Here is a 20,811-nt window from a genome sequence, read left to right on the forward strand (position 1 = left end):
TGCCTCCGGGGCGCCCATGTCCTTTCCCCAGTGCGAGGCGCGCCCGTCCGTCGTCCGGTGTTCATCTTCGCCGGCACTCGAACAGGAGGTGAGCAGCAGGGCGGCCCCGAGGGCCGCGAGCAGCCGTGGCCGCAGGGCAGATCGGTTGTTCACCGGTTCTCCTCGTCGCCGCGCGAGACGTCCCCGCGGGACCCTTCGCGCCCAGGGTCCGCCGGTGTCACCCCGAGGGCTGAGCCACTGTTCAGATCCTGGGTGTAGGTGCCGCTGCTACCGCGCATGTCGAATTCCTGGGCGAAGCCCACTTTGTGCAGGCGCCCCATGTCGTCGTCGGGAATGGTGACACCACCGGGGAACGTCGTCGATTTTCCGGAGCCCCAGTTGTACCGGTCCCACACGTTGACCTGGTAGTCGAGCGAGACCTGTGGCTTGCCCCCGTCGCCCGGACTGACGGTGACCATGCCCGACACGTTCTGCTGGTGCGACCCGACCGCGTGGAACCATTCGTCCTCCCCGAAGGTCCGCCCGATAGCCTGGCTTTCCACGGGAACGACGACCGTCCTGTCGCCGCCGGCCTTCTCGAACTCATCGAGGGCCTTCTGACGCCATGCTTCCTGGTTCTCGGTGATGTGGAGCGTGCCGACGTCGGTCCGGAACCCGGAATCGTCGTGCAGGATGCGGTCGACGTCGAGGTCGAGCGGCTCGCCGGTGCCGCTGAGGTAGTGCTGCATGTTGCGGGACGCCGCGACCTCTCCTGTGACATCGCCGCCTGCGGCGATCGCTTGAGCCTGCGTCAGGACCCAGAGGTCGCGGGCGATGGGGGCCTCCATGTCGAATGCTCCCGATCCGGCGTCGGCCGGTCTCCACTCGTACAGCGGGGCCATGATCCCTGCTTCCCGAAGGTCGTCGCCGCGCTCTCGCAGCAGGATGCCGCGGGTCACCGGATCGAGACCACGCCACCACTCCGCCACGGCGGCCCTCCCCTTCGGCATGTCGGCGGCCTTGCCGGCCTCCTCCAGGGAGGGATAAGGGCTCTTCACAGGGCTTCTGTTGAAGCCGTTCATGGTCCCGTCCATGACGTCGGAGTCGACCACGGCGGCTGCGAGGGCGAGCCTGATGCCGTCGTCGGCGTCAGTGACCGCCTGGACCGCTTGGTCCAGGAGATCGCCCCACCGGGTCACCTGCGCGCGCACGCTTTCCTGGTAGCCGGGGTCATGCACGTACGCACTACGTGCACTCTGGCTGAGCTGTTCGGTATCGAACGAAACGATGCCCTGGTCGGAGACGCGCATGCCGTCCTTGATCGCGTCGGTGCGCACGGTGTTCACCCTGCCACGGAGGGCGGCGAGCTGAGTGTGTGAATCCCGCAGGATGGACGCAATCGCCTTGGCCTCCTTCTGAGCCCCCTGCAGCTCCTTAAGTGTCACGGCGAACCTGTAGTTCGCGGCATCGGCGCTCTGGCCGACCCATGACGGTCCGAGTGAGACGCCATGGACATCTCGTTCGTACTGCTCCTCGATCGTCTTGAACTTGCCTGCCATCTCAACCCACTTGTCGGCGGCGTCGGTGAGTTTGGACAGGTCGCTGCTCATCACTTCGTGATAGGTCGGCACGCATCCCCCGGGGCGGTCGGTCGGCTGGTCAGCAGTCGTCGATCGGGGACGGCGGACCCAGTTGCGAGCCGATGCCGATGTCGTCGTTCCGGAAGTCGATGCCCGTCTTGCTCAGGGCGTGCTTCTCCGACGCCAGTCGACCCAGCAGCGCCTTGACCTGCTGCTCCCACGTCCGGTGCGCCTTCTTCAGAGCCCCCGACGTGTCCCAGCCGTACCCGTCCCTGGCACCGAGCTCCTTGACCACCGCTTTCACGCTCTCGGCGGCGTGCTTGCCGTCCCTCTCGACGTCGGGTTCCAGATCATCGTTGATGGCCTTCGCCGCCGCCTGCTTCTTCTTCGGGCTCGAGGCGAGATCCGGTGCGCCGCCGCCCCCTGCCGCCGGGGCGAGCTGGTTCAGTCGCATCGAGTCCGTGCGCTGGGCGGCCACATCGTTCTTGATCTGCTTCCACTCGTCCCAGGCCATGGCCCCCCCGTCAGTGTGATCGTTGCCAATAAAAATACGGAACGGTATTGCTCAGGCGACAGCTGGTGCCTGGCCAAAAGCTCGCTACCGAGTGACTGACGAGTGGCTGTCCTGCACGGCCCGATCGGGAGGACCGCGCAGGCGGTGCCTCCGTCGGCGGCCGCTCGTGACGGAGCGTGATTGTGGTCGCTTACTGCGGCGTGCACGACAGCGGCGGTGGCCCTCCGCGCTGCATCGCCGATGTCGGGGGTCCGCGACAGAGCGGGGTGTGGGCTGCTGTTCATCGAGGCTCCGTTCGACAAGTGGGGTGCTGGCGAGCGCAAGCCGGGAAGATCGGATGGTGCGAGTTTGCCGGGAGGCGGTGAGGGCCGCAGGGCCTTGTGGGCTGTCAGGCCGTCCGGCATGATCGCGAGCATGATGACCAACCGAAAGGCCTATGCCGCGTAGACGGCCCGGCGCGCTTCGCGCCGAAAATCCGGTCCCGCCCGTCTGGAGCCCTTGGACCTGTCGAATTCCCGGGTTGTCCGAGCGCACCTGCGCCGAGATCCAGCGCACGGAGCGTGAGCACGATGACTCCTGGGCCGGGCTGCGGGACGGCTTGTGGGACGGGGCGGTGGAAGCCGCGCTCAGGCACTACCGGGCGTTCCTGCGACAGCCCGGCCGCTACCTGGACCTGTGCTTCCCAGCCTCTCCCCATCCGGAGTCCACGCTCGTCGACGTGGCGAACGCCCGGGATATTCTGCAAGAAGCGTTGCGTTCGCTTCCACAGCCGTCCCGCGCCGAACTCGGGCGAGTGGTGACGTGATTGCTTGTGCCGGTACCCTTCCTCGCGCGGAAGGTGGACCAGCATCGTGAAGCGCCTGGTAGATCGCCTCGTGGCTGATGCGCATGCACTCATCATCCGGGACATCAACCTTGATCCGGTTCGCGATCTGTTCCGGACTCCACGCCTGTACCCAGGCGCGGTCCTTGCAGTGCGGCTTGTTCCGCCCCTCCACGCGCCTGTCGAAGGTCCTGCGATCGCCCTGCCGCCAGGCGTGCTGATCTCTCCGGACAGCCGCTCCTGGACGTATGCGTGCAATCGCGGATCGGCGACCAGCTTCGATGTCTTCGGGCGGCGTGCGGCCATGTCCGATTTCCATTGCCCGACCGATGCCCGGTAATCGAGCTTCCCGCATCTGGTGGCCGCGTTGCGCCGCAACTCACGGGAAATCGTCGCCGGATCACGGCCGACTTCCCGAGCGATTCCACGAACGCCCTTGCCTTGGGCGTTGAGGAGCGCGATCTCTTCCCGATCAGAGAACGACAGGTACCTGCCCGAATGCGGCTTCGGATCGAACGGTCGCATGCCGCCACACTGCCGAAACCAGCGCGTGACCACTGCCGGCGCCACGCCGACAACCCCCGGCCGCTTCCTCCGCGAGGAGACCTTTGGCGACTTCGTCCCAGAACGCCGTTTCGATATGACGCTGACATTTTGGATGCCCCGGAGACCTCAACTTCGGCCGAATGGCCCGATCGGCTGCCTGCTGACGACGAACCATCCCACACCTCGCTGATCACGAGGTGTTGCGACGACCGATTGAATCCGCCTCGCTAATCTCCGGCGAACGATGCATCACACCGCTTCGGGGTGGCCGAACAGCCGATCGGAGCCAACTCTGCTCTTGTCTGCGTCAGTTCGGATGCTCCACCCGGCGCCAGGAGGTCTGTGCCGTCAGTCGCTGCGGCGTCACCGGCTTCGACCGCACAGGTGAGAAAGAGATGAATTCGTGACCGTCGGCTAGGTCACTGAATGTCCACTTCGCGGAGAAGCGATGATGATCTAATGCCCAAGTCGATGGCTGGGACATGCAGATGGCGTCCACCGCGCGTTCAGTCCTCGACGTTGAACCGACGTGCGCCTGGGGGGGAACGCTGCATCAATGCGTGGGGGAGAGGAATGACATCGGCCCCGACCGGCGAACCGGCGACGTCGCTGCGGACGCAGCGGCCCCGGAGTTCGCCGGTGCGGACGCGGCTGCGACGGCAGTCGGCCGCGGAGAGTCCGGCACGATGTTCTCGACCTCGCCTCCCTCAAGCCACGGTGACAAGCGGCCCGTTCAAGCAGCCTTCGTTCGTACGTGGTGTCCGTGGCCGGGCTCACTGAGCAGGACTGCGGACGGGCGGCCCGTGGGTCGGCCAAGGCGTCGCGAGTGCTGGAGCCGCCACCCGTGCCGTACTCGACACATGTGAACGGGAACACCGACTTCCCGGGAATCCCGGCTCCCGAATCGTGGTGGGCCGGTCACTCCGTGCCTGTTCGCCATTGGTGCGAAAGCTCCTCTTCACGAGCGTCTCGGCGCTTCACGACATCACACAGAGAAGGAACCCGTGCACGTCCCAAGGAAAGCGTCCACTGCTGCGGCTGTCATGCTCGCGGCAATACTTCTCAGCTCTTGTTCGCAGTCCGAGCCCTCCTCGGGCGCGGCTGCGAAAGAGACGCAGGCCGACCGGAGCGAGTGGCCGGAGGAACTGCCCAGTTCCGGACTGGTCAAGGGCCTGGAACTTCCGCTCGAAGGCTACATGGTCTCGTACGCGGATCAGGTCGTCATCGACTCCGCTCTGCGCACGCTTCAGACGGAGTGCATGGCCGAGTACGGATTTACGGTCGACCTGCCACGGCCTGGGGTGAATCCGCCTGCGAGCAGTAACAGCATGAACATCGAACGGCGTTACGGCATCACTGACCGTGCCCAGGCGGAGAAGTACGGATACCTGCTCCCGCCCGAGCAGCAGAAGTACACCGCCGAGCAGACGCCCGACCTGCCAAACATCCAGGTCGAGGTTCTCACCGGGCGCACCAAGCCGGAACCGCTCGTCCCTCCCACCGGCAGCGACGGTGCCTACTCCGGGTCGGGCGACAAGACCAAACCGGCTCGCGCCGAGTACGACGGCAAGAAGCTGCACGAAGGCGGCTGTGTCGGATGGGCGAAGCGGAAACTCAAGCTCAATGAGTCCGATGCGGGATTCGTCGTTCAGCTCGCGTCGACAGGAATTTCCGAATCCCGCCCCCACCAGCCGGTCGAGAAGGCCATCACCAAGTGGTCGGCCTGCATGAAGGGCAAGGGCCACGCCGCCTCGGATCCGTACAGGGCCATGGAACAGGGCCTCGGCGGCACCGACACCGAAGACTCGATCGCGCTCGCGCTGGACGACATCGACTGCAAGGAGCAGACCCGCCTGATCGAGGTCTGGTTCAAGGAGGAGTCGGCAGTGCAGAAGCAGCTGATCAAAAAGAACAAGGACCAACTCACTGCCGTCGAAAGGCGCATGAAGGAAGTCCTTACGGCCGCAAAGGCCGTCAAGTAGATGACCAGAGGGGAAAAGCAGTTGAGAAAGAGACGTATCCGTCCGCGCATACCGGTCACCCTCGCGGTGGCCATGGCGCTGGCGATACCCTTGGGCCTGCCCGCGCAGGCCGAGGGGTCAAAACCGCCCGCGGGTGCGGCACAGGGATGGAGCGACGCCACCGAGCAGCAGAAGAAGTTCTCGCTGGAGCCGTCCGCGATCCCGGCGAAGGACCGAGTCCGCATACTCGGCGCGGACTACCAGAAGTCCGCTGACACCGCGGTCACCGCGACCGGCGACGGAACCGGCTTCCACATACTCGCGGGCAAGGAGGAGGACGGCTACCAGCTTCGGACGATAGCCAGCCTGTTCGAGGACGGCTTCGCCTCGGACACGTGGATCGGAAACCACTGTGTGACCGAGTCCGGCAGGTACGCGGCTGTCTCGTACGCGCCGCGGATGTTCACCAACAAGCCTGAGCTCATGGTCCGCGGCGCATTCACCGCGGTGGTGAACCTGGAATCGGGCAAGGTGACCAAGCTTCCGTTCCAGTCGTCGCTCGCCTACTTCTCGCCGGGCTGCGGCCAGGGCGATCAGGCGGTGTTCACCCAACTCTCGCACGACGGCGACGAGAAGCAGCAGACCCGTCTGATCACCGTCGACGCAGCGACGGGCAAGCAGAGCCCGTCCGTCACGCTCGCCGGGCAGGTCACCTCGGCCGTTCCCACGGCCGAAGGCGTCGTCGCCGCGCACGGCAACAAGCTGGTGCGCATCAAGGGCAAGACCGAGAAGCCCCTGGCCACCACGACGACTGTGCCGTTCCAGATCACTGCCGATGCCGAAGGCGGCATCACCTTCATCGACCGCGAGCTCGACAAGAAGGCATCCAAGACGCCGGCCAGCTGGGCCAAGCACCTGACGCGCACCGAGGTCGCGCAGGGCAAGAAGACCGAGCCCGTCACGGTGGCCTCCGGCAAGCTGGAGGCCTGGGATCTGTCCCGTTCGGCACGCGGCGAGGTGTTCGTCACCGGTGACGCCACGTCCCGGGCCCTGCCCAAGCGGGTGCACAACCCCGGCAAGCTCCCCATGGGCGCGGCGATCTCCAGTCACGCCCAGGCGGCCCTGACCACCACCTGGTCCGACGGGAAGACCACTCTGGTCAACCCGGAGGACGCCGCCAAGCCACGGCCCGCCCGTACGGCCCTGCGCATGCTGGACTCGGGCAAGTCCGTGACTCTCGACCTGCGCCCCGGCGCGCACCGTGTGGGTGACGGGGCACAGGGGCACGCCGTGTCTCCCGCTCTGCCCACGGGCGGTCCGGTCGACTCCGGCCCGGACACGGGCAAGAAGAGCACGGACGGCCTGTCCACGCAGAGTGTCCGCACCCAGGCCCTCACCGCGCAGGCCGACAACCCCAGCGAGGGCACCGGCGAGCGCTACTGCGCGGTGGCCCGCAACGACGTGAAGAAGCAGGCGTTCCAGCCCACTCCGCGCCAGGTCGAATGGGCCGTGGACCAGGCCGTCGTCGGTGAACTGGACTTCTACCGCGAAGGCAACTGGAAGAACACCGGGACCGGCGGTTATCAGCCGCAGGGCCTGTTCCCCTCGACCGTGCTCGCCGGTGACCCCAACGGCACCCTCGACAACGAGGATCCGGACGTCACCGACAAGTGGCACATTCCCGCACAGGTGATGCTCGGCATCACCGCGCAGGAATCCAACATGTGGCAGGCGACCCGCTTCGCCGTGCCCGGTGTCACCGCCAACTCCCTGATCGGCAACTACTACGGTGTCGACTACGCGGCGTCCGGCGAGCAGCTCGACCCCTGGCGGATCAACTGGGCCGACGCGGACTGCGGTTACGGCATCACCCAGGCCACCGACGGCATGCGTCTTGCCGGCAAGACCAAGCCGGGCGAGACCGCGCTGTCCACGCTCGCGCAGGAAGCCGTCGCCCTCGACTACACGGCGAACATCGCCGCCGGTGTGCGGATCCTGTCCGAGAAGTGGAACCAGACCTACAACGCCGGGATGAAGATCAACGGCGGCCACCCCAAGTGGATCGAGAACTGGTTCTTCGCCCTGTGGGCCTACAACTCCGGCTTCTACGACACGGCTGACTCCCAAGGGCACTCGGGCGTCGGCTGGACGAACAACCCGGCCAACCCGCTCTGGAAGGCCAACCGCGTTCCGTTCCTGCAGAGCGCCACCAACCCCGCCGGGGACGACTACAGCCACGCCGCGCACCCGCAGGACTGGCCGTACGAGGAGAAGGTGATCGGCTGGGCGGCCCGTCCCATCTCCGCGATGTTCGCGCCCGGTGACTTCCAGGCCGGCTACCGCCCCGCCTGGTGGACCACCAACGCGGACCGCTCCGCGGCCAAGCCTCCGGTTGACCTCTTCTGCGACGCGTCCAACTACTGCGACCCGTCCAAGATCGGCGACAACGACTCCAACGACCAGGGCATGGGCGCCTGCACGGCCGACTCGGGCGACAGCGACACCAACCCCCACTGGCTCCACTGCTGGTGGAACAAGGAGATCACCAAGGACCAGTGGAAGGACTGCGAGAAACTCGCCAAGTGCGGAAACGGCGTACACCGCTTCCCCACGTCCTACGGCGAGCAGCCCGACGCTAAATCCTATCCACCGAACTGCTCGACCACGAGCCTTCCCTCCAACGCGCTGGTGGTCGACGATCTGCCTGGTGGCACCACACCCGCGGGGGTCGACACCAACCGCGGATGCGGGGCGGTGAAATCCGACGGCACGTTCGGGTTCACCTACGTCCCCTGGGACACCCAGATGGACCTCACGGATGACGACAAGGACAACCCGACCACCGTCACCACGTATCCGGGGAAGATCGACACCCATCAGATCGGCGCGGGCTACGGCAACCACTTCTGGTTCACGCACACCCGCACGGAGGAGTCCTACCCGGCCAACGCCAACCGGTTGAAGGTCACCGGCACCTGGAAGCTGAATGCTCCGCTGACCAACACCTCCCGCCAGGCCAAGGTCTTCGCGCACATCCCCGACCACGGTGCGCAGACGTCCAACGCCGTGTACCGGATCCAGACTCCGGACGGTGAGGAGGAGGCAGCCGTCTCGCAGACGGCGAACCAGTCCAACAAGTGGGTGGACCTGGGCGCCTACGAGTTCGGTGACCAGATCCCAGAAGTACGTCTCGACAACTTCAACGGCGGCAACGGCGAGGCCGACATCGCCTTCGACGCCATGGCGTTCGTACCCGGCACGTACGACGGCCAGTCGATGACCGGCGACATGCGGGCCGACCTGACCGCTCCTGACCCGGAACTGGTCGAGCCCGGTGACGAGATCAACGAGGACTTCTATCCCGGTGCAGCCCTGCTCTCGTCCGGTTCAGCCTCGGCGGCCCCGATGGCAGCCAGGAGCAGCGCGTCGTGCTCCATCGTGTCCGTTTCGATCACCCGCAAGCGCACCAATGCATGCATGCACGACGAGGTGACGACCACGTTCTTCACGGACGGCGCGCCGTCGGGCAGGTCGTACTTCGACTACTACAACACGATCCATCTCGACGCCCGGAGTAATGAATTCTCCCAGGTCACGACGATGGTGTTGAAGTCGATGACAGGTGCACTGAACACGGTCACCATGGACTACCAGGCCAAGTGCCGCGGATACTGCAGCATCACGAGCGTCAACTGGTCAGGGTCCAAGGTGTTCGTCAAGGGTGACACGGTGATCAGGACCATCACCACCCGGTTCAAGTGGATACCGAGCACCGGCACCACGAAGGACGTGATCACCCCCTACTGGACCTTCGGGGGATCGGGTAACGGCGTTCCGATGCCCGTCCCGACCGAGGTCGAGAAGTCGAAGCTGGACATCCGCTGCGACAGTGTGGGTTCTGGAACGGGCTGTGTGTTCCCCGGTTACACCCCGACCTTCACGATGAACTCCAAGAAGTTCCCCGGTGCCGCCGCCCACATCGACATGATGTGGCGAAAGACCAACATCGACTGGGGTAACCACAACGGGGGCAAGCCGCTGACCTACCTGGCCAACAAGATGGCCACCGACGAGCCCACCAAGACGCAGCAGGCCCGTAACCGTCAGCTCATCTGTGAGAGGCGGTGGAAGACGTACAAGAACACCGGCCTGTTCAGTGACATGTGGTCCGCGGATGCCGGAAAGCCGATCACCGACCAGAGGAGCTGTGACGAGTTCACTTTCGCCAATTCCTTCCAGAGCGGCGGAAACGTCAACGGTCCCAACCCTGTCTCGTACAGCGGAAAGGAATGTGTGCAGACCTACCTGAAGCGTAATGACGACGACACCATGACGCTCCATCTGCGCCCGGACGCGGCTCCTCCCACCTGGAAGGAGCCCTGCGGCCGGTCCTCGATGTCGAACTGGGTCAACACCCAGTCGATGCAGCCCTTCGGTGGCTTCATCACCGAACAGCGCCTGCTGGAGGACGACGACTACTGGCTCGACCTCGACGGATTCACCGCACCCACGCCGTAACCGTCATGAGGATGCAGTAAGAATGCCCCCACGGGTGACCGTGGGGGCATTCCTGCTTTGTGTCCTCATGGTCTCATGACCAGAAAAGCCGACCCTCGACTGTCGAGCACGTCGCATGTGATCCCTGGGAAATATTGGTGAGCATGTTCGCCAAGGAGTCGAAGTAGTCGGCCAGGGAATCGAATTCGCCGACAGTGGTGACTTCTCCTGTGAACCATGTGCCGATACGCCCGTCCCGCACATCGATGAACTTTCCCGCCCAGGCGTCCTGGTCGGACAGAAACGGGATCCATTCGTTGCGCCAGAACGGATTGTCCGGTTGGTCCGGGGGGTTTATGCCTCCAGGCCGGGAGTGATGGTCGTAGAGTTTCTCCATCTCCCGGATTCCCAAGAAGAAGCTGCCCTCGTCAGGGAACCCGGCGAAACCGTAGCATCGCACATCGTCGTCCATGTCCTCCTCGGGAAGATCGAGACTGTTCTGAAGCAGCCAGTCCCGCAGATCCGGGTGGAGTGAGATTCCCATCCGTTCCTCGGCGGCCGCAATCATGGGCTCCGTAGCCGGTCCAGGGAAATCAGCATGATCAGCCGGGGCGCATTCCTGAAGGAGGTTCATCACGCGAGACCAGCTTTCCACCACTGTCATGGCCCCATTCCTCTCTGCTCCGCGTGAGAGCAGCATCTAACGATCATCGCAAGGTGCGATCACTCCAGTCGTGCGAGGAGCCTACATCCGCGCACACCATGCGATCATCCGACCACATGCAGGTGAGGGGATGGGCGCAATCTTCCACGAGGGAGACGACGCGGACCTCACCGCCGAGCCGCTGCCGTCTCCCACGGCCGCGCCCCGGCCGTAACGCCCCACCTGGCGCCGCCGCCCGGCTCCGCCTTCCCGACCTCCTGCGACGCGCGTCAGGACGAGGCGGGCTGCCGCGAGGAGCGGAGCACGAGCAGGGTGATCTCGCTGGGGGCGAAGACGCGGAAGGGCGGACCCCAGAAGCCGGTCCCGCGGCTGGTGTAGAGGAGTGTGCGAGCGCCGTGGTGGCTGAGGCCGGCCAGGGCCGGCTGGTCGAGGCGGACCAGGTAGTGGAAGGGCCAGATCTGGCCGCCGTGGGTGTGGCCGGAGATCTGGAGGTCGACGCCTTCCGCTGCCGCGCGGTCGACGAACGCGGGCTGGTGGGCGAGGAGGAGCACGGGGAGCTCGGGATCGGCTCCCCGGAGGGCTCCGGCGAGGTGGGCCCGGTGGCCCGCCAGACCCGAGGACTCGGCGGTCACGTCGTCGACCCCGGCGACCACGAGGGAGTCACCGCCTCGTTCGAGCAGCAGATGGCGGTTGCGCAGCGGCTCCCAGCCCAGTTCGTCCATCAGGTCGACCCAGCCCTGGGCCTCGGTGTAGTACGCGTGGTTGCCGGTGGAAACGACGCCCGGTTCTCCGACATCATCAAGGCATGCGTCATCCCGGGCATTACGTGCCCGAATGCTTACATCGACTCGGGCAAGCCGATGCACACGGAAATCCCGCGCATCCTCGACGAAGACGTATTGCCTCGAGTGCAGCAGACCCTCGCCAAGATCAAAGAGCGTGCGAAAAACGCCAAGGTGGTCCTCATGGGCTACCCGCCGCTGTTCGAGGACGACTGCGTGCCGGACATCGACGATGCGGAGGTGGCGTGGATGAACCACACCATATCGCCGCATCTAAGGACACCGATGGGCGGCCTCAGTCCGCCGGGGCCGAGACTGCGACGACCTTCGTTCTGCTCGTCCTCGACACTCTCGCGTTCTTCGTGCTGTGGGTCGGAATCGTCGGGCTCATGGGGTGGGACCCAGATGCGGAGGCCCCGGCCGACTCCAGCCGCGCCTACTTCACAGCCGCCGGTGTCACCGCGGTCATCGGGGCAGGGTCCACCTGGTTCCTGCACGCTCTGCGCTTCAGGACCGCCACCCTGGTCCACGCCCTGCTCTTCGTCGTCATGGTGTTCGTCTTCGCCGCCGGCCCGCAGATCCTGGACAGAGCCGTCAACTGAGCGAGCCGAGAATCACGTCATCCGCATCAACGGGGCGCGCCATGGCTCAGAGTACGGCTCCCGAAGCCGACTGCCCTGCGGTGAGTCGAGGAACTCCCCTGCGCAGATCCTGTGCGACGCTGGTCAGTCCTCTGCGTCACGTACCAGGAGCGCGATCTGTACCCGGTTTTCGAGCCCCAGCTTGGCGAACAGGTTGCCTACGTGCGCCTTGACCGTCGCGACGCTGATGTACAGCCGCTCGGCGATCTCCGGGTTGCCGAGTCCGTCCGCGACGGCCCGAGCAGTTTCGAGCTCTCGTTCGGTCAGTGCGGACAGCTGTTTCCGCGCGGCTTCGCGGGATGAGTCGCGAGCGTAGGACGACTGCGGGCTGGTGGCTGCGGCGATCACCCGTGCCGTGGCCGCTGGAGACAGCACGGAGTTGCCGTCCGCGACGGTCCGCACCGCGTCGAGAATCCGCGCCGGTGGGGTGTCCTTGAGGACGAACCCGAGTGCTCCGGCGTGCAGCGCGCCGAGTACCAGGTCGTCGGAGTCGAATGTGGTCAGCATGAGCACCCGCGGCGGTGCCGGTCGAGTGAGGAGTTCCCGGGTCGCGCTCAGACCGTCGCGGCCGGGCATCCGCACGTCCATCAGAACAACGTCTGGCCGCTGCTCGTCCACCACGGTGATCGCGGCGTCCCCGTCTGCCGCTTCCGCGACGACGGTCAGGTCCGGTTCGCCGTCGATGACGAGCCGCAGGGCCATCCGTACCAACTGGTCGTCGTCGACGATGACGACGCGCACCGGTTTCCGGTCGGTATCCACTCATACTCTCTTCTCGTGGGTGGGGTTCGGCCAGGGTAGCCGCGCAGTGAGGCTGTATCCGTTGTCGGGTGTGGGGTGGTGGCTGAGTTCTCCGCCGGCGAGGCTGATGCGTTCGGTGAGGCCGAGCAGACCGAATCCCGATGTCGGTGGTTGTGCGGTGGCTGTGGTGGCTGGGGAGTTGTGGACGCCGACGCTGAGGTCGCCGCCCGCTGTTCCTTCGAGGGTGATGCGTACGTGAGCCCCTGGGGCGTGTTTGGCGGCGTTGGTCAGTCCCTCCTGGACGATCCGGTAGCAGGTGCGTCCGACCGCATCGGACGGTGTTCCCGCTACGGTGGTGGTGAGTGTGACGTCCAGTCCGGATGTGCGGGCGTCGGCTGCCAGCTCGGGGATGCGGTCGAGGGAGGGCTGAGGTGGTTCCGGGCGGTCTGGGTCGGCACGGAGCACACCGAGGACATCCCGTAGTTCTTCCAGGGCCTGGTGGGAGCCGTCGGCGATACCGCGGACCAGTACGCGGTTTTCCTCTGCGGTGAGGTCGTCGCGGTGGTCCAGTACTCCGGCCTGCATGGCGACCAGGGAGATCCGGTGCGCGAGCACGTCGTGCATCTCGCGGGCGATCCGGTTCCGTTCCAGAGCCCGTGCCTGCGCCGCTCGTGCGGTCTGTTCACGTTCCGCGCTCTCCGCCCTGTCGCGCAACGACCGCACTTCGACGCGCCGCGCCCCGATGGCCATGCCCGTGGCCACCGCGATGCCGGCGATCAGTGCCGGGAGCGCGAGCTGGTACCACAGCAGGCTGGGCGGGCTCTGGACCGGGTAGAGCCCGCCGGCGAACTGGGACGCGGTCACCAAGGCCAGCGCGACGACCGCGATCTCCACCGGACGGCGACGCGTGGAGATCGAAATCAGCGCCAGAATAGCGGCGCCGGAAGCGAGTGCCGACGCGGTCGAGGCGATCACGACCGTCATGGCGACGGCCAGCGGGAACCGCCGCCGCCACAGGAGCGCCGTCAGGCAGCCGACAGCCACCAGCGGATCACCGATGACGAACCACGAGCCCGTTTCGTCCGTCTGCCCCCGCAGCAACACACCGATGGAGAGCCAGAGCGGGATCCCCACTGCCGCGGCCGCACCCAGCCGCCATGTCTGCTGCCACCACCCGAGCCGTGGCGCTACGTCCGTGTTCACCCGGCCATTGTCGCGACGCCGTGCGGCCGGGTGAATCGGACCGCGGGATGATGCGCCCCCGACCGGAGTCGCATCACTGCCCCGCCTTCGGTCGAAGACGTTGCGAGCCGCCGGGCTGATGTGTCTGCCGCACCATGCGGACAGACTCGCTCACGTGCCGAGACAACCGAACACCAGACGAAGAAACGCGATGCGTGAGGGCGGCTGCAAGGCCCTTGAGGCGGTCGGCATGGTGATCACAGCCCTGGCCGCCCAAGGGATGATCCGCGCTCTGCTCAACCAGGACTCCGAGCCGCTGTGGGGCATCCTCGACCGGGTCCCCGGCGGCCTCACCGGCCAGATGATCCACCTCGGACTCATCACGCTCGTCGCAACGGTATCCGGTGGCTGGGCACACACCCGCAGGGAACCGATCATCGAGCGGGCCGGAAATCCCGGGGGAATCCGCGACCGAGGAACGACCTGACGCCCATCCGGGCGACAGAACCGCCCCCGCGGCATGTGTGCCCCCGCGCCCCCGGGGACAGCATGCGCCGTCCCCATGCCCAGCTCTGGCCGCCCACGGTCTCCACAACTCCGCCCGGATCGACGCGCTGGTACGCATGAACGGCCGGCGGGCGGGGCCGTCCCGAGCACGCCCCGTTTCAGCGCCCCCGTACGCCCTCAGGAGGACATCAGATGCGTAGGAAGACCTTGTCCCTCGCCCTCGCAGCCACCACGGTGACGGCGGCCGCCGCGGCGCTGACCGTGCTTCCGGAAGTGTCGGTGGCGACGCCCGGCACCGCGGTGACGACGCCGGACACCGTGCGGTGGGGCCCGTGCTCGGAGAAGAAGACCCCTTCGCCCGGTAAGGCCGCGTCATCCCGTCTCGAGTGCTCGACACTCGAAGTCCCGTTGGACTACCGCAATCCCGACGGCCGGCAGATCGATGTAGCGATCTCCCGGCTGGCGAGCGAGAAGCCGTCGCAGCGCCGCGGTGTGCTGCTGACCAATCCGGGCGGCCCCGGCATCTCAGGTCTCGGCTACCCGGTCGCTCTCGCCGCTTCGGGGCTGCCGCAGGACGTGCTGGACTCCTACGACGTGATCGGCTTCGACCCGCGGGGCACCGGCCGCAGCACGCCGGTGACCTGCGATCTGACGCAGGCACAGCGCGACCGCGGCAACCTGCCGCCGTACGCGTACACCGCGGCCGATGTCGCGCGGGAGGCGGGGAACGCGCGAACCGTCGCCGGGCAGTGCGCCACCTCGCGGACGGCCTGGATGCTGCCGCACACCACCACCGCGAACACCGCGCGTGACATGGACCGGATCCGGGCGGCACTGGGCGAGCCGAGGCTCTCGTACCTCGGTGGGTCCTATGGCAGTTACCTCGGTGCGGTGTACGCGACGATGTTCCCGAAGCGCGGCGACCGGATCGTGCTCGACAGCAACCTGGGCCCCGGCGGTTACGACGTCACGGCCACGCGGTCGCTCGCCCGTGGGATGGAGGACCGGTTCCCGGACTTCGCGGCGTTCGCCGCCGCGCACCCCGAGTACGGCCTGGGCACCACACCGGAGCAGGTGACCGCGAAGTTCTTCGAGCTCGCGAAGCGGCTGGAGGTGAAGCCGGTCCAGGGCATGGACGCGACCCTGTTCCGAGGGATCACGTTCGACCGCCTCTACAGCGACGCGTCCATGCCCCTGGTGGCCGAGATGTGGCAGGCGCTCGACAAGGACCGGCCGCTGCCGCCCGACACCCCGCCGACGATGGACGGCATGGAGAACTTCATGGCGGCCCGGTTCTATGTGATCTGTGGGGATACGCGCTGGCCGGGGACGGTCCGGGAGCATCAGCGCAATGTCGCGGTCGACCGGGTGAGGTACCCCATGCTCGGCGGGTCCGCGGCAGGCATCGGACCGTGCGCCTTCTGGCCGGACACACGGGTCGAGCCGCCGGTGCGCATCGGGGAGCGGGGCCCGTCGAACGTGCTCATGCTGCAGAACGAGCGCGACCCGGGGACCCCGCTGGCCGGCGCCCAGGAGCTGCGGCGGGCGTTCGGGAAGCGGGCCACCATGGTGACGGCCGACCAGGGCGGGCACGGCGTCTATCCGTTCGGCCCCAACACGTGCGCCAACGACGCGGCGACGACGTTCCTGACCACCGGGCAGCGCCCGTCGCGGGACCTCGCCTGCGCGGCGGAGCCGAGTGAGTAACGGGAGCGGAGCCATGTTCAAGGAGTGGCGGCATCGTCGGGCCGTGCAGCGGGTCAAGCCCGGGGACGGGCGACCGTTGAAGCGTTTCCGCTGGTGGCAGATGCTCACCCGCGCACTGTTCCATCTTCGGCTGATGAGTGACGACGGTCGGCAGACGGTCTACACCGTCGACGTAAGGCATCAAAAGCAGTCGTCGAACGGCCACGTCAAGGCCCACCTGTATCTCGATGGCAGGCTTCATGCTGTGTCCAGAGTCCCCGCCGTCTTCCCCGTCCAGGGCGGCACCGTCGAAGTGAGGGCGAGCAATTTCGGGCTCAAGCGCTGCCACTACGTCACCGCCGGGGGGCCGAGTTCCAGCTCGTCCCGGATACTGCCTCCGCCGAGGGGCACCGTGCGCGCCTCGACCGTGCACACCCCGCGCTGAGCCGCCTGTTCGGTTCCCTCTCGGTGATGATGCTCGTCATGGGCCTGGTCCTCCTGATCCTTCAGCTCGTCGAACAGGTCACCCGGGACCCGGAGGGACTCGCCCAGTACGTCGGGACCTTCACCTCGCCCGCCGATCTGCCGGGCTGGGGCAACGCCGTGCTCGGACTCGTCACCGTGGCGGCCAGCACGGAGCGGGCGCTGCGGCTGCGCTACAGCAGGCTGCTCGACGGCGGGGCGGGCTGACCCCGCTCGTCCGGCGTCACCGGGTCGAACAGCTCGTGTTGAAGGGCAGGACGAAGGCGTAGCGGGAGAGCCGGATCCGCCGCCTGGAGGATGCCGCCCGCCACTGCTTCGCCGGGGAGCCGTACTCGGGCATCACGACCGTCGGTTACCACCGGGATCTGCGGAGACCTGGACGAACAACTGGACGCCTTCCGCACCTGGCCGCTGGACCACATCCGGTTTCCCGTCTGTTTCGACGTCAGCTACGCCAGGGCCGCGTCGACCACCGCATCGGCGATCGCCTGAGAGGGCGTTGTGATTGTCGCTCCCACGGCCGCCTGAACGGCGGGATGCCCTGGTCACTCATGCCGTCTGGCTCCGTCGTTCTCCTTGATGGTGAAGGGGGGGGGCGGCATCCCCGGTGCCGTCTCGGTCGTGGAGGTACCGGCGCTCACCGGGGCTACGGTGCCCGGGGCGGGCCTTGAGGGAGAGGTTCTCGGTCGGGCCAGGAGCAGCGGGCGCCGGCGGCTCGCTTGTTGGAGCGCGTGGCGACCGGTTCAGGGTCACAGGTGCCGGCCATCGAGCAATGGCGACGGTGGCGTCCACATGAACAGGTAGGGGCGCTGCCCGGAAGTCTGTGACGCGGCATCTATCGGTGGAACCGGAACCGGAACCGGACCGAACAATGCAGTTCGAGCGGTTTCCTGAGGGAGTGTCGTGGCGCGGTCCCACGACCGAGTTGACCTCGGGATCTGGCACACAGGTTGGCGGTCTTGAGCGCCTTCCGCCGTGGTGCGGGCCGCCTTGACGAGGCGGCCCGCACCGCGGTGTCCGTAGGCAAGCAGCCGAAGTGGGCCGCCGAGTGTCAGTCCGAGGTGACGACGGTGGTGCCGCTGTCGGCGGCCGCCGCTGTTCCCTTCCGGACGAGTGCGGCTTTGACGATCGCGATGGTGCGGCTGAGCTTCCGGAGGAGCTGCCACATCTTCAGGGCCGCCATGGGCCTGCTCGCCCAGGCAGCGGAGCTTGACGTGATCACTGTTGCGTTGGCGCTTGCACCGTTGGGTCGGCTGCCTTGGAAGGGGACGCGGACGGCTGTGTGGGCTGGGCTGGGCACAAGGCGTGACTGACATGCTGGTGGAGGCCGCGTTGCGTCGTGATCCGGGTCAGCTGACGGCCGCCCACGCGGCGTCTGTGCGGGCCCTGAGCGGTGGTCGAGTCCCCGGCCCATCGGGACGAGCGCAGGACGTCTCAGGCAGGCGTCGGTGCGAAGGGGCTGTCGTCGAGGCGGGCGAGCAGCTCAGCGGCGTTTTGGTAGACCACGTCGGCGCCGGCCCGTTCCAGGGCGGTGCGGGGAATGCCGCCCGACAGCACCGCCACCGCCCGCACTCCGGCCCGCGTCGCCGCCTCCATGTCCCACACGGAGTCACCCACGAAGACCGCCTGCCCGGCAGGGACGTCGGCCAGCTCACAGGCCAGTCGCACGGGCTCGGGTGAGGGCTTCCCTTCGGCGACGTCGTCCGAACTCGCCGTCTTCCAGATGGCGTCGTCCGCGTCTATGGCCCGACGCAGGGCCGACAGTTCCGAACCGCTGGCCGATGTGGCGAGCACGATGCGCCAGCCGCGTGCGTCCAGGGTGCGCAGCAGGTCGCCCGCGCCGGGGAAGGCGGGCAGGCGGTCGGAGTAGGTCCCGTAGAGCACCGTGTGCGCGGAGCTGATGGCGGAATCCTGTTCCCGGTCACGGCGGCCTCCGAGCAGCCGCTCGATGAGCTCCGTGGAGCTGAGGCCGATCGCCTGATGGATGTCTGCCATGGGCACGGTGTGCCCCGCCTGCCTGAACGCCTCCCACCAGGCCACCACGTGGAGGTGGTTGGTGTCGGTCAGCGTGCCGTCCACGTCGAAGATCGCCGCGCCTGGCATGTGCACTCACTCCTTCGTACCGGCCGGGTCGTCGCCTCGGCCACTTGGTCCTTCGCCGCACCGGCCCGTGGACCGCCGTGCCGCCGGAAGGCCGTGTCGATCGTGGTGCCGGGCGGCTCGTGGCCGGGCGGTGCCCGTTGCGGCAGATTGCGAGCGAACGGCCGATCCGGCTTGGCTCGGCCGGGAGCCGGTCAGCGGCCGAGAGCCTTGCGCAATTCGTCCTTGTTCATGGAGGAGCGGCCGTCGATGTTCTTCTTCCTGGCCTCTTGGTAGAGCTGGTCCTTCGTGGGGCCCTGAGCGCCCTTGTGAGAACGTTCACCCCCGCGTTGGTAGGCGGATTTCCTGTCCTGTGTGGACGTCTTGCTCGCCTGCTCGGACTCGCCGGACCGGGCTCGTTCCTTGTTCACCGTCCGGGCCGCGATTTCCTTCGCCCGTCGATCGGAGGCGCCCCGCTCCTCCTGGCTGTCCTTGATGTGCTCGTACTGACGTTCGCGTTTGGGGGTTGATCCCGCAGGCATGGTGCACTCCTTCCACTTCGCCGTGGTCAGGCGCGGGAAACGTGTCGGCACGTCCCGCAGGACCGGCGGCCGTCGGTTCGCGTTTCCCGTACGGGCACCACTAAACAGCGCCGGACGCGGTGGGGCACGCTCACGGCTCGCGCGAGGGGGTCGCACGATTCCGGCACACGGCCCCTACCCGCCCCCCGGGCCGAGGAATTCTCGTCGTGGGCGTCATGGGCCGTCCGCCCGGGTGACGGGCCGGCTGCCGCAACTCTGCTCCGGCGGCGGACCGGCGTCGGGAAGACCCTGGCCGCCCATAGGAGCCGCACCTGAGGCGCTCTTCCTCAGTCTCCCGCGGCCTTCGGACGGAGCTGCCTGAGGGGCCCGTCGAGTTCACGCCGGTAGAAGTCGATGAATCCGTCGGGATCCGGGCCGGCGTTCTGCATGACGAGCCTGTCGAAGCCCGCGTCGACGAAGCGCTGCGCCCTGTCGGTGTAGCGGGAGGGGTTTGGGCCGCACGCGAACTTCTCCAGGATGTCCTGCTCGCGCACGGTCGTGGTCGCAGCGTCGAAGTTGACAGGATTGGGCAGTTCGCTCATGACCTTCCACCCGGTCACGGCCCAGCGCGACGTCTCCAGGGCTGCCCGGGCCGCGGTGTGCTCGTCGGGGGCCCAGGCCATCGGGACCTCCGCGTAACAGGGGCCCGAGCCTCCCGCATCACGGTAGTCCTGAACAATCTCCGGCTTGTCCTCCGTGGCGAACAGGCCGTCGCCCAGTTCCGCGGCGATCCGCGTCGACGCCCGGCCGCTGGCGGCCACCGCGATCGGGGGCGACTGCTCGGGCAGGTCGAACACCCGGGCGTCCTCCAACCGCAGATGCTTCCCCTCGTAGGAGCGGTACCCCCCGCTCCACAACAACCGGATGATCTCCAGGGCTTCCCGGAGCATCTCGTGCCTGGTGCTGACCGCGTCGGGGAAACCGTGGCCTACGACGTGCTCGTTCAGCCGCTCGCCGGACCCCACGCCCAGGACGAATCGGCCCTCCGAAAGCAGTGCGAGGGTCGCCGCGGCCTGGGCGATGACAGCCGGGTGGTAGCGCACGGTGGGGCAGGTCACGCCCGTCGCCAGCCCGATGCTCGAGGTCTTGGCCGCGATACTCCCCAGTACGGTCCAGGCGAACGGCGAATGCCCCTGGTTGTCGAGCCAGGGGTGGAAGTGATCGCTGATCTCGACGAAGTCGAAGCCTGCCTGCTCGGCGAGAACCGCCTGCCTTACGAGTTCTGCCGGACCGAACGCCTCGGCGGCGAGTTTGTAACCGATCTGCATGATGTCCTCGCTCCTTGTGCCTCGGGCATTTCGTTCGCACAGAGGTACCCGACCGAGAGCGTCCGTAACTCCGGCGGTCGGGCGACAGCCCTTCGGAAGCGGGTGTGTTTCGTGCCGCGCCTCCGAAACCTGCTCGACGACCGCCCCCTCAGCGATCCCGTGGGCCGCTGGCACGTGCCCGATCGACAGACCTGCTACGGCCGGCACCGCTGTGCGGGCCCTTGTGCCACGCTGTCGCTGTCGTCACGGCCCTGGTGCGGGAAGACCCGTAGACGATCTCCCTGGGCCCATCGGTGT

17 protein-coding genes and 2 pseudogenes are annotated in these 20,811 nt (G+C 67.2%); 8 read left to right on the forward strand and 11 right to left on the reverse strand.

The annotated features are described in order from the left end of the window. Positions 1–149: 149 nt before the first annotated feature. Both B9S57_RS25015 and B9S57_RS25020 read right to left on the reverse strand, forming a co-directional pair. Entirely contained in the window at positions 150–1,589 is a 1,440-nt protein-coding gene (locus tag B9S57_RS25015; RefSeq protein WP_258036551.1) for a hypothetical protein, read from the reverse strand. 49 nt (positions 1,590–1,638) lie between these two features. Then, a complete protein-coding gene (locus B9S57_RS25020; RefSeq protein WP_103517847.1) occupies positions 1,639–2,073 on the reverse strand; it encodes a hypothetical protein in 435 nt (144 codons plus the stop codon). A gap of 520 nt (positions 2,074–2,593) precedes the next feature. Between B9S57_RS25020 and B9S57_RS25025 the strand changes: the two genes are divergently transcribed. Continuing rightward, entirely contained in the window at positions 2,594–2,878 is a 285-nt protein-coding gene (locus B9S57_RS25025; RefSeq protein ID WP_258036557.1) for a hypothetical protein, read from the forward strand. 45 nt (positions 2,879–2,923) lie between these two features. Here the strand turns inward: B9S57_RS25025 and B9S57_RS35780 are convergent. Next, positions 2,924–3,421: pseudogene (locus B9S57_RS35780) on the reverse strand (transposase); the annotation flags it as partial. Between the two features lie 1,064 nt (positions 3,422–4,485). Between B9S57_RS35780 and B9S57_RS25035 the strand changes: the two are divergent. Both B9S57_RS25035 and B9S57_RS25040 read left to right on the forward strand, forming a co-directional pair. Further along, a complete protein-coding gene (locus B9S57_RS25035; protein WP_258036552.1) occupies positions 4,486–5,424 on the forward strand; it encodes a hypothetical protein in 939 nt (312 codons plus the stop codon). Continuing rightward, positions 5,425–9,921, forward strand: coding sequence for a hypothetical protein (locus tag B9S57_RS25040; RefSeq protein ID WP_258036553.1), 4,497 nt, complete (start codon positions 5,425–5,427; stop codon positions 9,919–9,921). Between the two features lie 73 nt (positions 9,922–9,994). Here the strand turns inward: B9S57_RS25040 and B9S57_RS25045 are convergent, their stop codons facing one another. Beyond that, complete coding sequence (locus B9S57_RS25045) at positions 9,995–10,564, reverse strand: SMI1/KNR4 family protein (RefSeq protein WP_103517848.1); 570 nt, start codon at positions 10,562–10,564, stop codon at positions 9,995–9,997. A gap of 269 nt (positions 10,565–10,833) precedes the next feature. Next, a pseudogene (locus B9S57_RS25050) lies at positions 10,834–11,343 on the reverse strand (metallophosphoesterase); the annotation flags it as partial. Between the two features lie 248 nt (positions 11,344–11,591). Here B9S57_RS25050 and B9S57_RS25055 point away from each other — a divergent pair. Continuing rightward, positions 11,592–11,948, forward strand: a complete 357-nt coding sequence (locus tag B9S57_RS25055) for a hypothetical protein (protein WP_103517849.1) — start codon at positions 11,592–11,594, stop codon at positions 11,946–11,948. 123 nt (positions 11,949–12,071) lie between these two features. On the opposite strand, the gene B9S57_RS25060 is transcribed toward B9S57_RS25055, so the two are convergent. Together B9S57_RS25060 and B9S57_RS25065 are read right to left on the reverse strand one after the other, a co-directional pair. Next, positions 12,072–12,749, reverse strand: coding sequence for a response regulator transcription factor (locus tag B9S57_RS25060; protein WP_103517850.1), 678 nt, complete (start codon positions 12,747–12,749; stop codon positions 12,072–12,074). Continuing rightward, positions 12,750–13,931: a sensor histidine kinase gene (locus B9S57_RS25065; RefSeq protein WP_103517851.1), complete on the reverse strand. Its 1,182-nt coding sequence runs from the start codon at positions 13,929–13,931 to the stop codon at positions 12,750–12,752. A gap of 229 nt (positions 13,932–14,160) precedes the next feature. On the opposite strand from B9S57_RS25065, the gene B9S57_RS25070 reads away from it, so the two are divergent. The 4 genes from B9S57_RS25070 to B9S57_RS35790 all read left to right on the forward strand — a co-directional run bounded on the left by B9S57_RS25070 (position 14,161) and on the right by B9S57_RS35790 (position 16,793). Beyond that, a complete protein-coding gene (locus B9S57_RS25070) occupies positions 14,161–14,397 on the forward strand; it encodes a hypothetical protein (protein WP_146057806.1) in 237 nt (78 codons plus the stop codon). Positions 14,398–14,609: 212 nt separating this feature from the next. Continuing rightward, positions 14,610–16,124, forward strand: coding sequence for an alpha/beta hydrolase (locus B9S57_RS25075; RefSeq protein ID WP_103517853.1), 1,515 nt, complete (start codon positions 14,610–14,612; stop codon positions 16,122–16,124). A 133-nt stretch (positions 16,125–16,257) separates the two neighbouring features. Beyond that, positions 16,258–16,548 (forward strand): hypothetical protein, encoded by a 291-nt coding sequence (locus tag B9S57_RS35785; RefSeq protein ID WP_258036554.1) that lies wholly within the window; start codon positions 16,258–16,260, stop codon positions 16,546–16,548. A gap of 26 nt (positions 16,549–16,574) precedes the next feature. After that, on the forward strand, positions 16,575–16,793 hold the full coding sequence (locus tag B9S57_RS35790) for a hypothetical protein (RefSeq protein WP_258036555.1): 219 nt from the start codon (positions 16,575–16,577) through the stop codon (positions 16,791–16,793). Positions 16,794–17,637: 844 nt separating this feature from the next. Here the strand turns inward: B9S57_RS35790 and B9S57_RS35795 are convergent. The 4 genes from B9S57_RS35795 to B9S57_RS25095 form a co-directional block, all read right to left on the reverse strand. Further along, entirely contained in the window at positions 17,638–17,769 is a 132-nt protein-coding gene (locus tag B9S57_RS35795) for a hypothetical protein (RefSeq protein ID WP_258036556.1), read from the reverse strand. A gap of 251 nt (positions 17,770–18,020) precedes the next feature. After that, positions 18,021–18,689: an HAD family hydrolase gene (locus B9S57_RS25085; protein ID WP_103517854.1), complete on the reverse strand. Its 669-nt coding sequence runs from the start codon at positions 18,687–18,689 to the stop codon at positions 18,021–18,023. Between the two features lie 191 nt (positions 18,690–18,880). Then, on the reverse strand, positions 18,881–19,207 hold the full coding sequence (locus B9S57_RS25090; protein WP_103517855.1) for a plasmid stabilization protein: 327 nt from the start codon (positions 19,205–19,207) through the stop codon (positions 18,881–18,883). A 326-nt stretch (positions 19,208–19,533) separates the two neighbouring features. Then, the gene (locus B9S57_RS25095; protein ID WP_103517856.1) at positions 19,534–20,514 is read right to left on the reverse strand and encodes a TIGR03557 family F420-dependent LLM class oxidoreductase; all 981 of its coding nucleotides are present in this window, start codon (positions 20,512–20,514) and stop codon (positions 19,534–19,536) included. Positions 20,515–20,811: the final 297 nt, after the last annotated feature.

The sequence above is a fragment of the Streptomyces sp. SM10 genome (assembly GCF_002910915.1).
Lineage (GTDB): Bacteria > Actinomycetota > Actinomycetes > Streptomycetales > Streptomycetaceae > Streptomyces.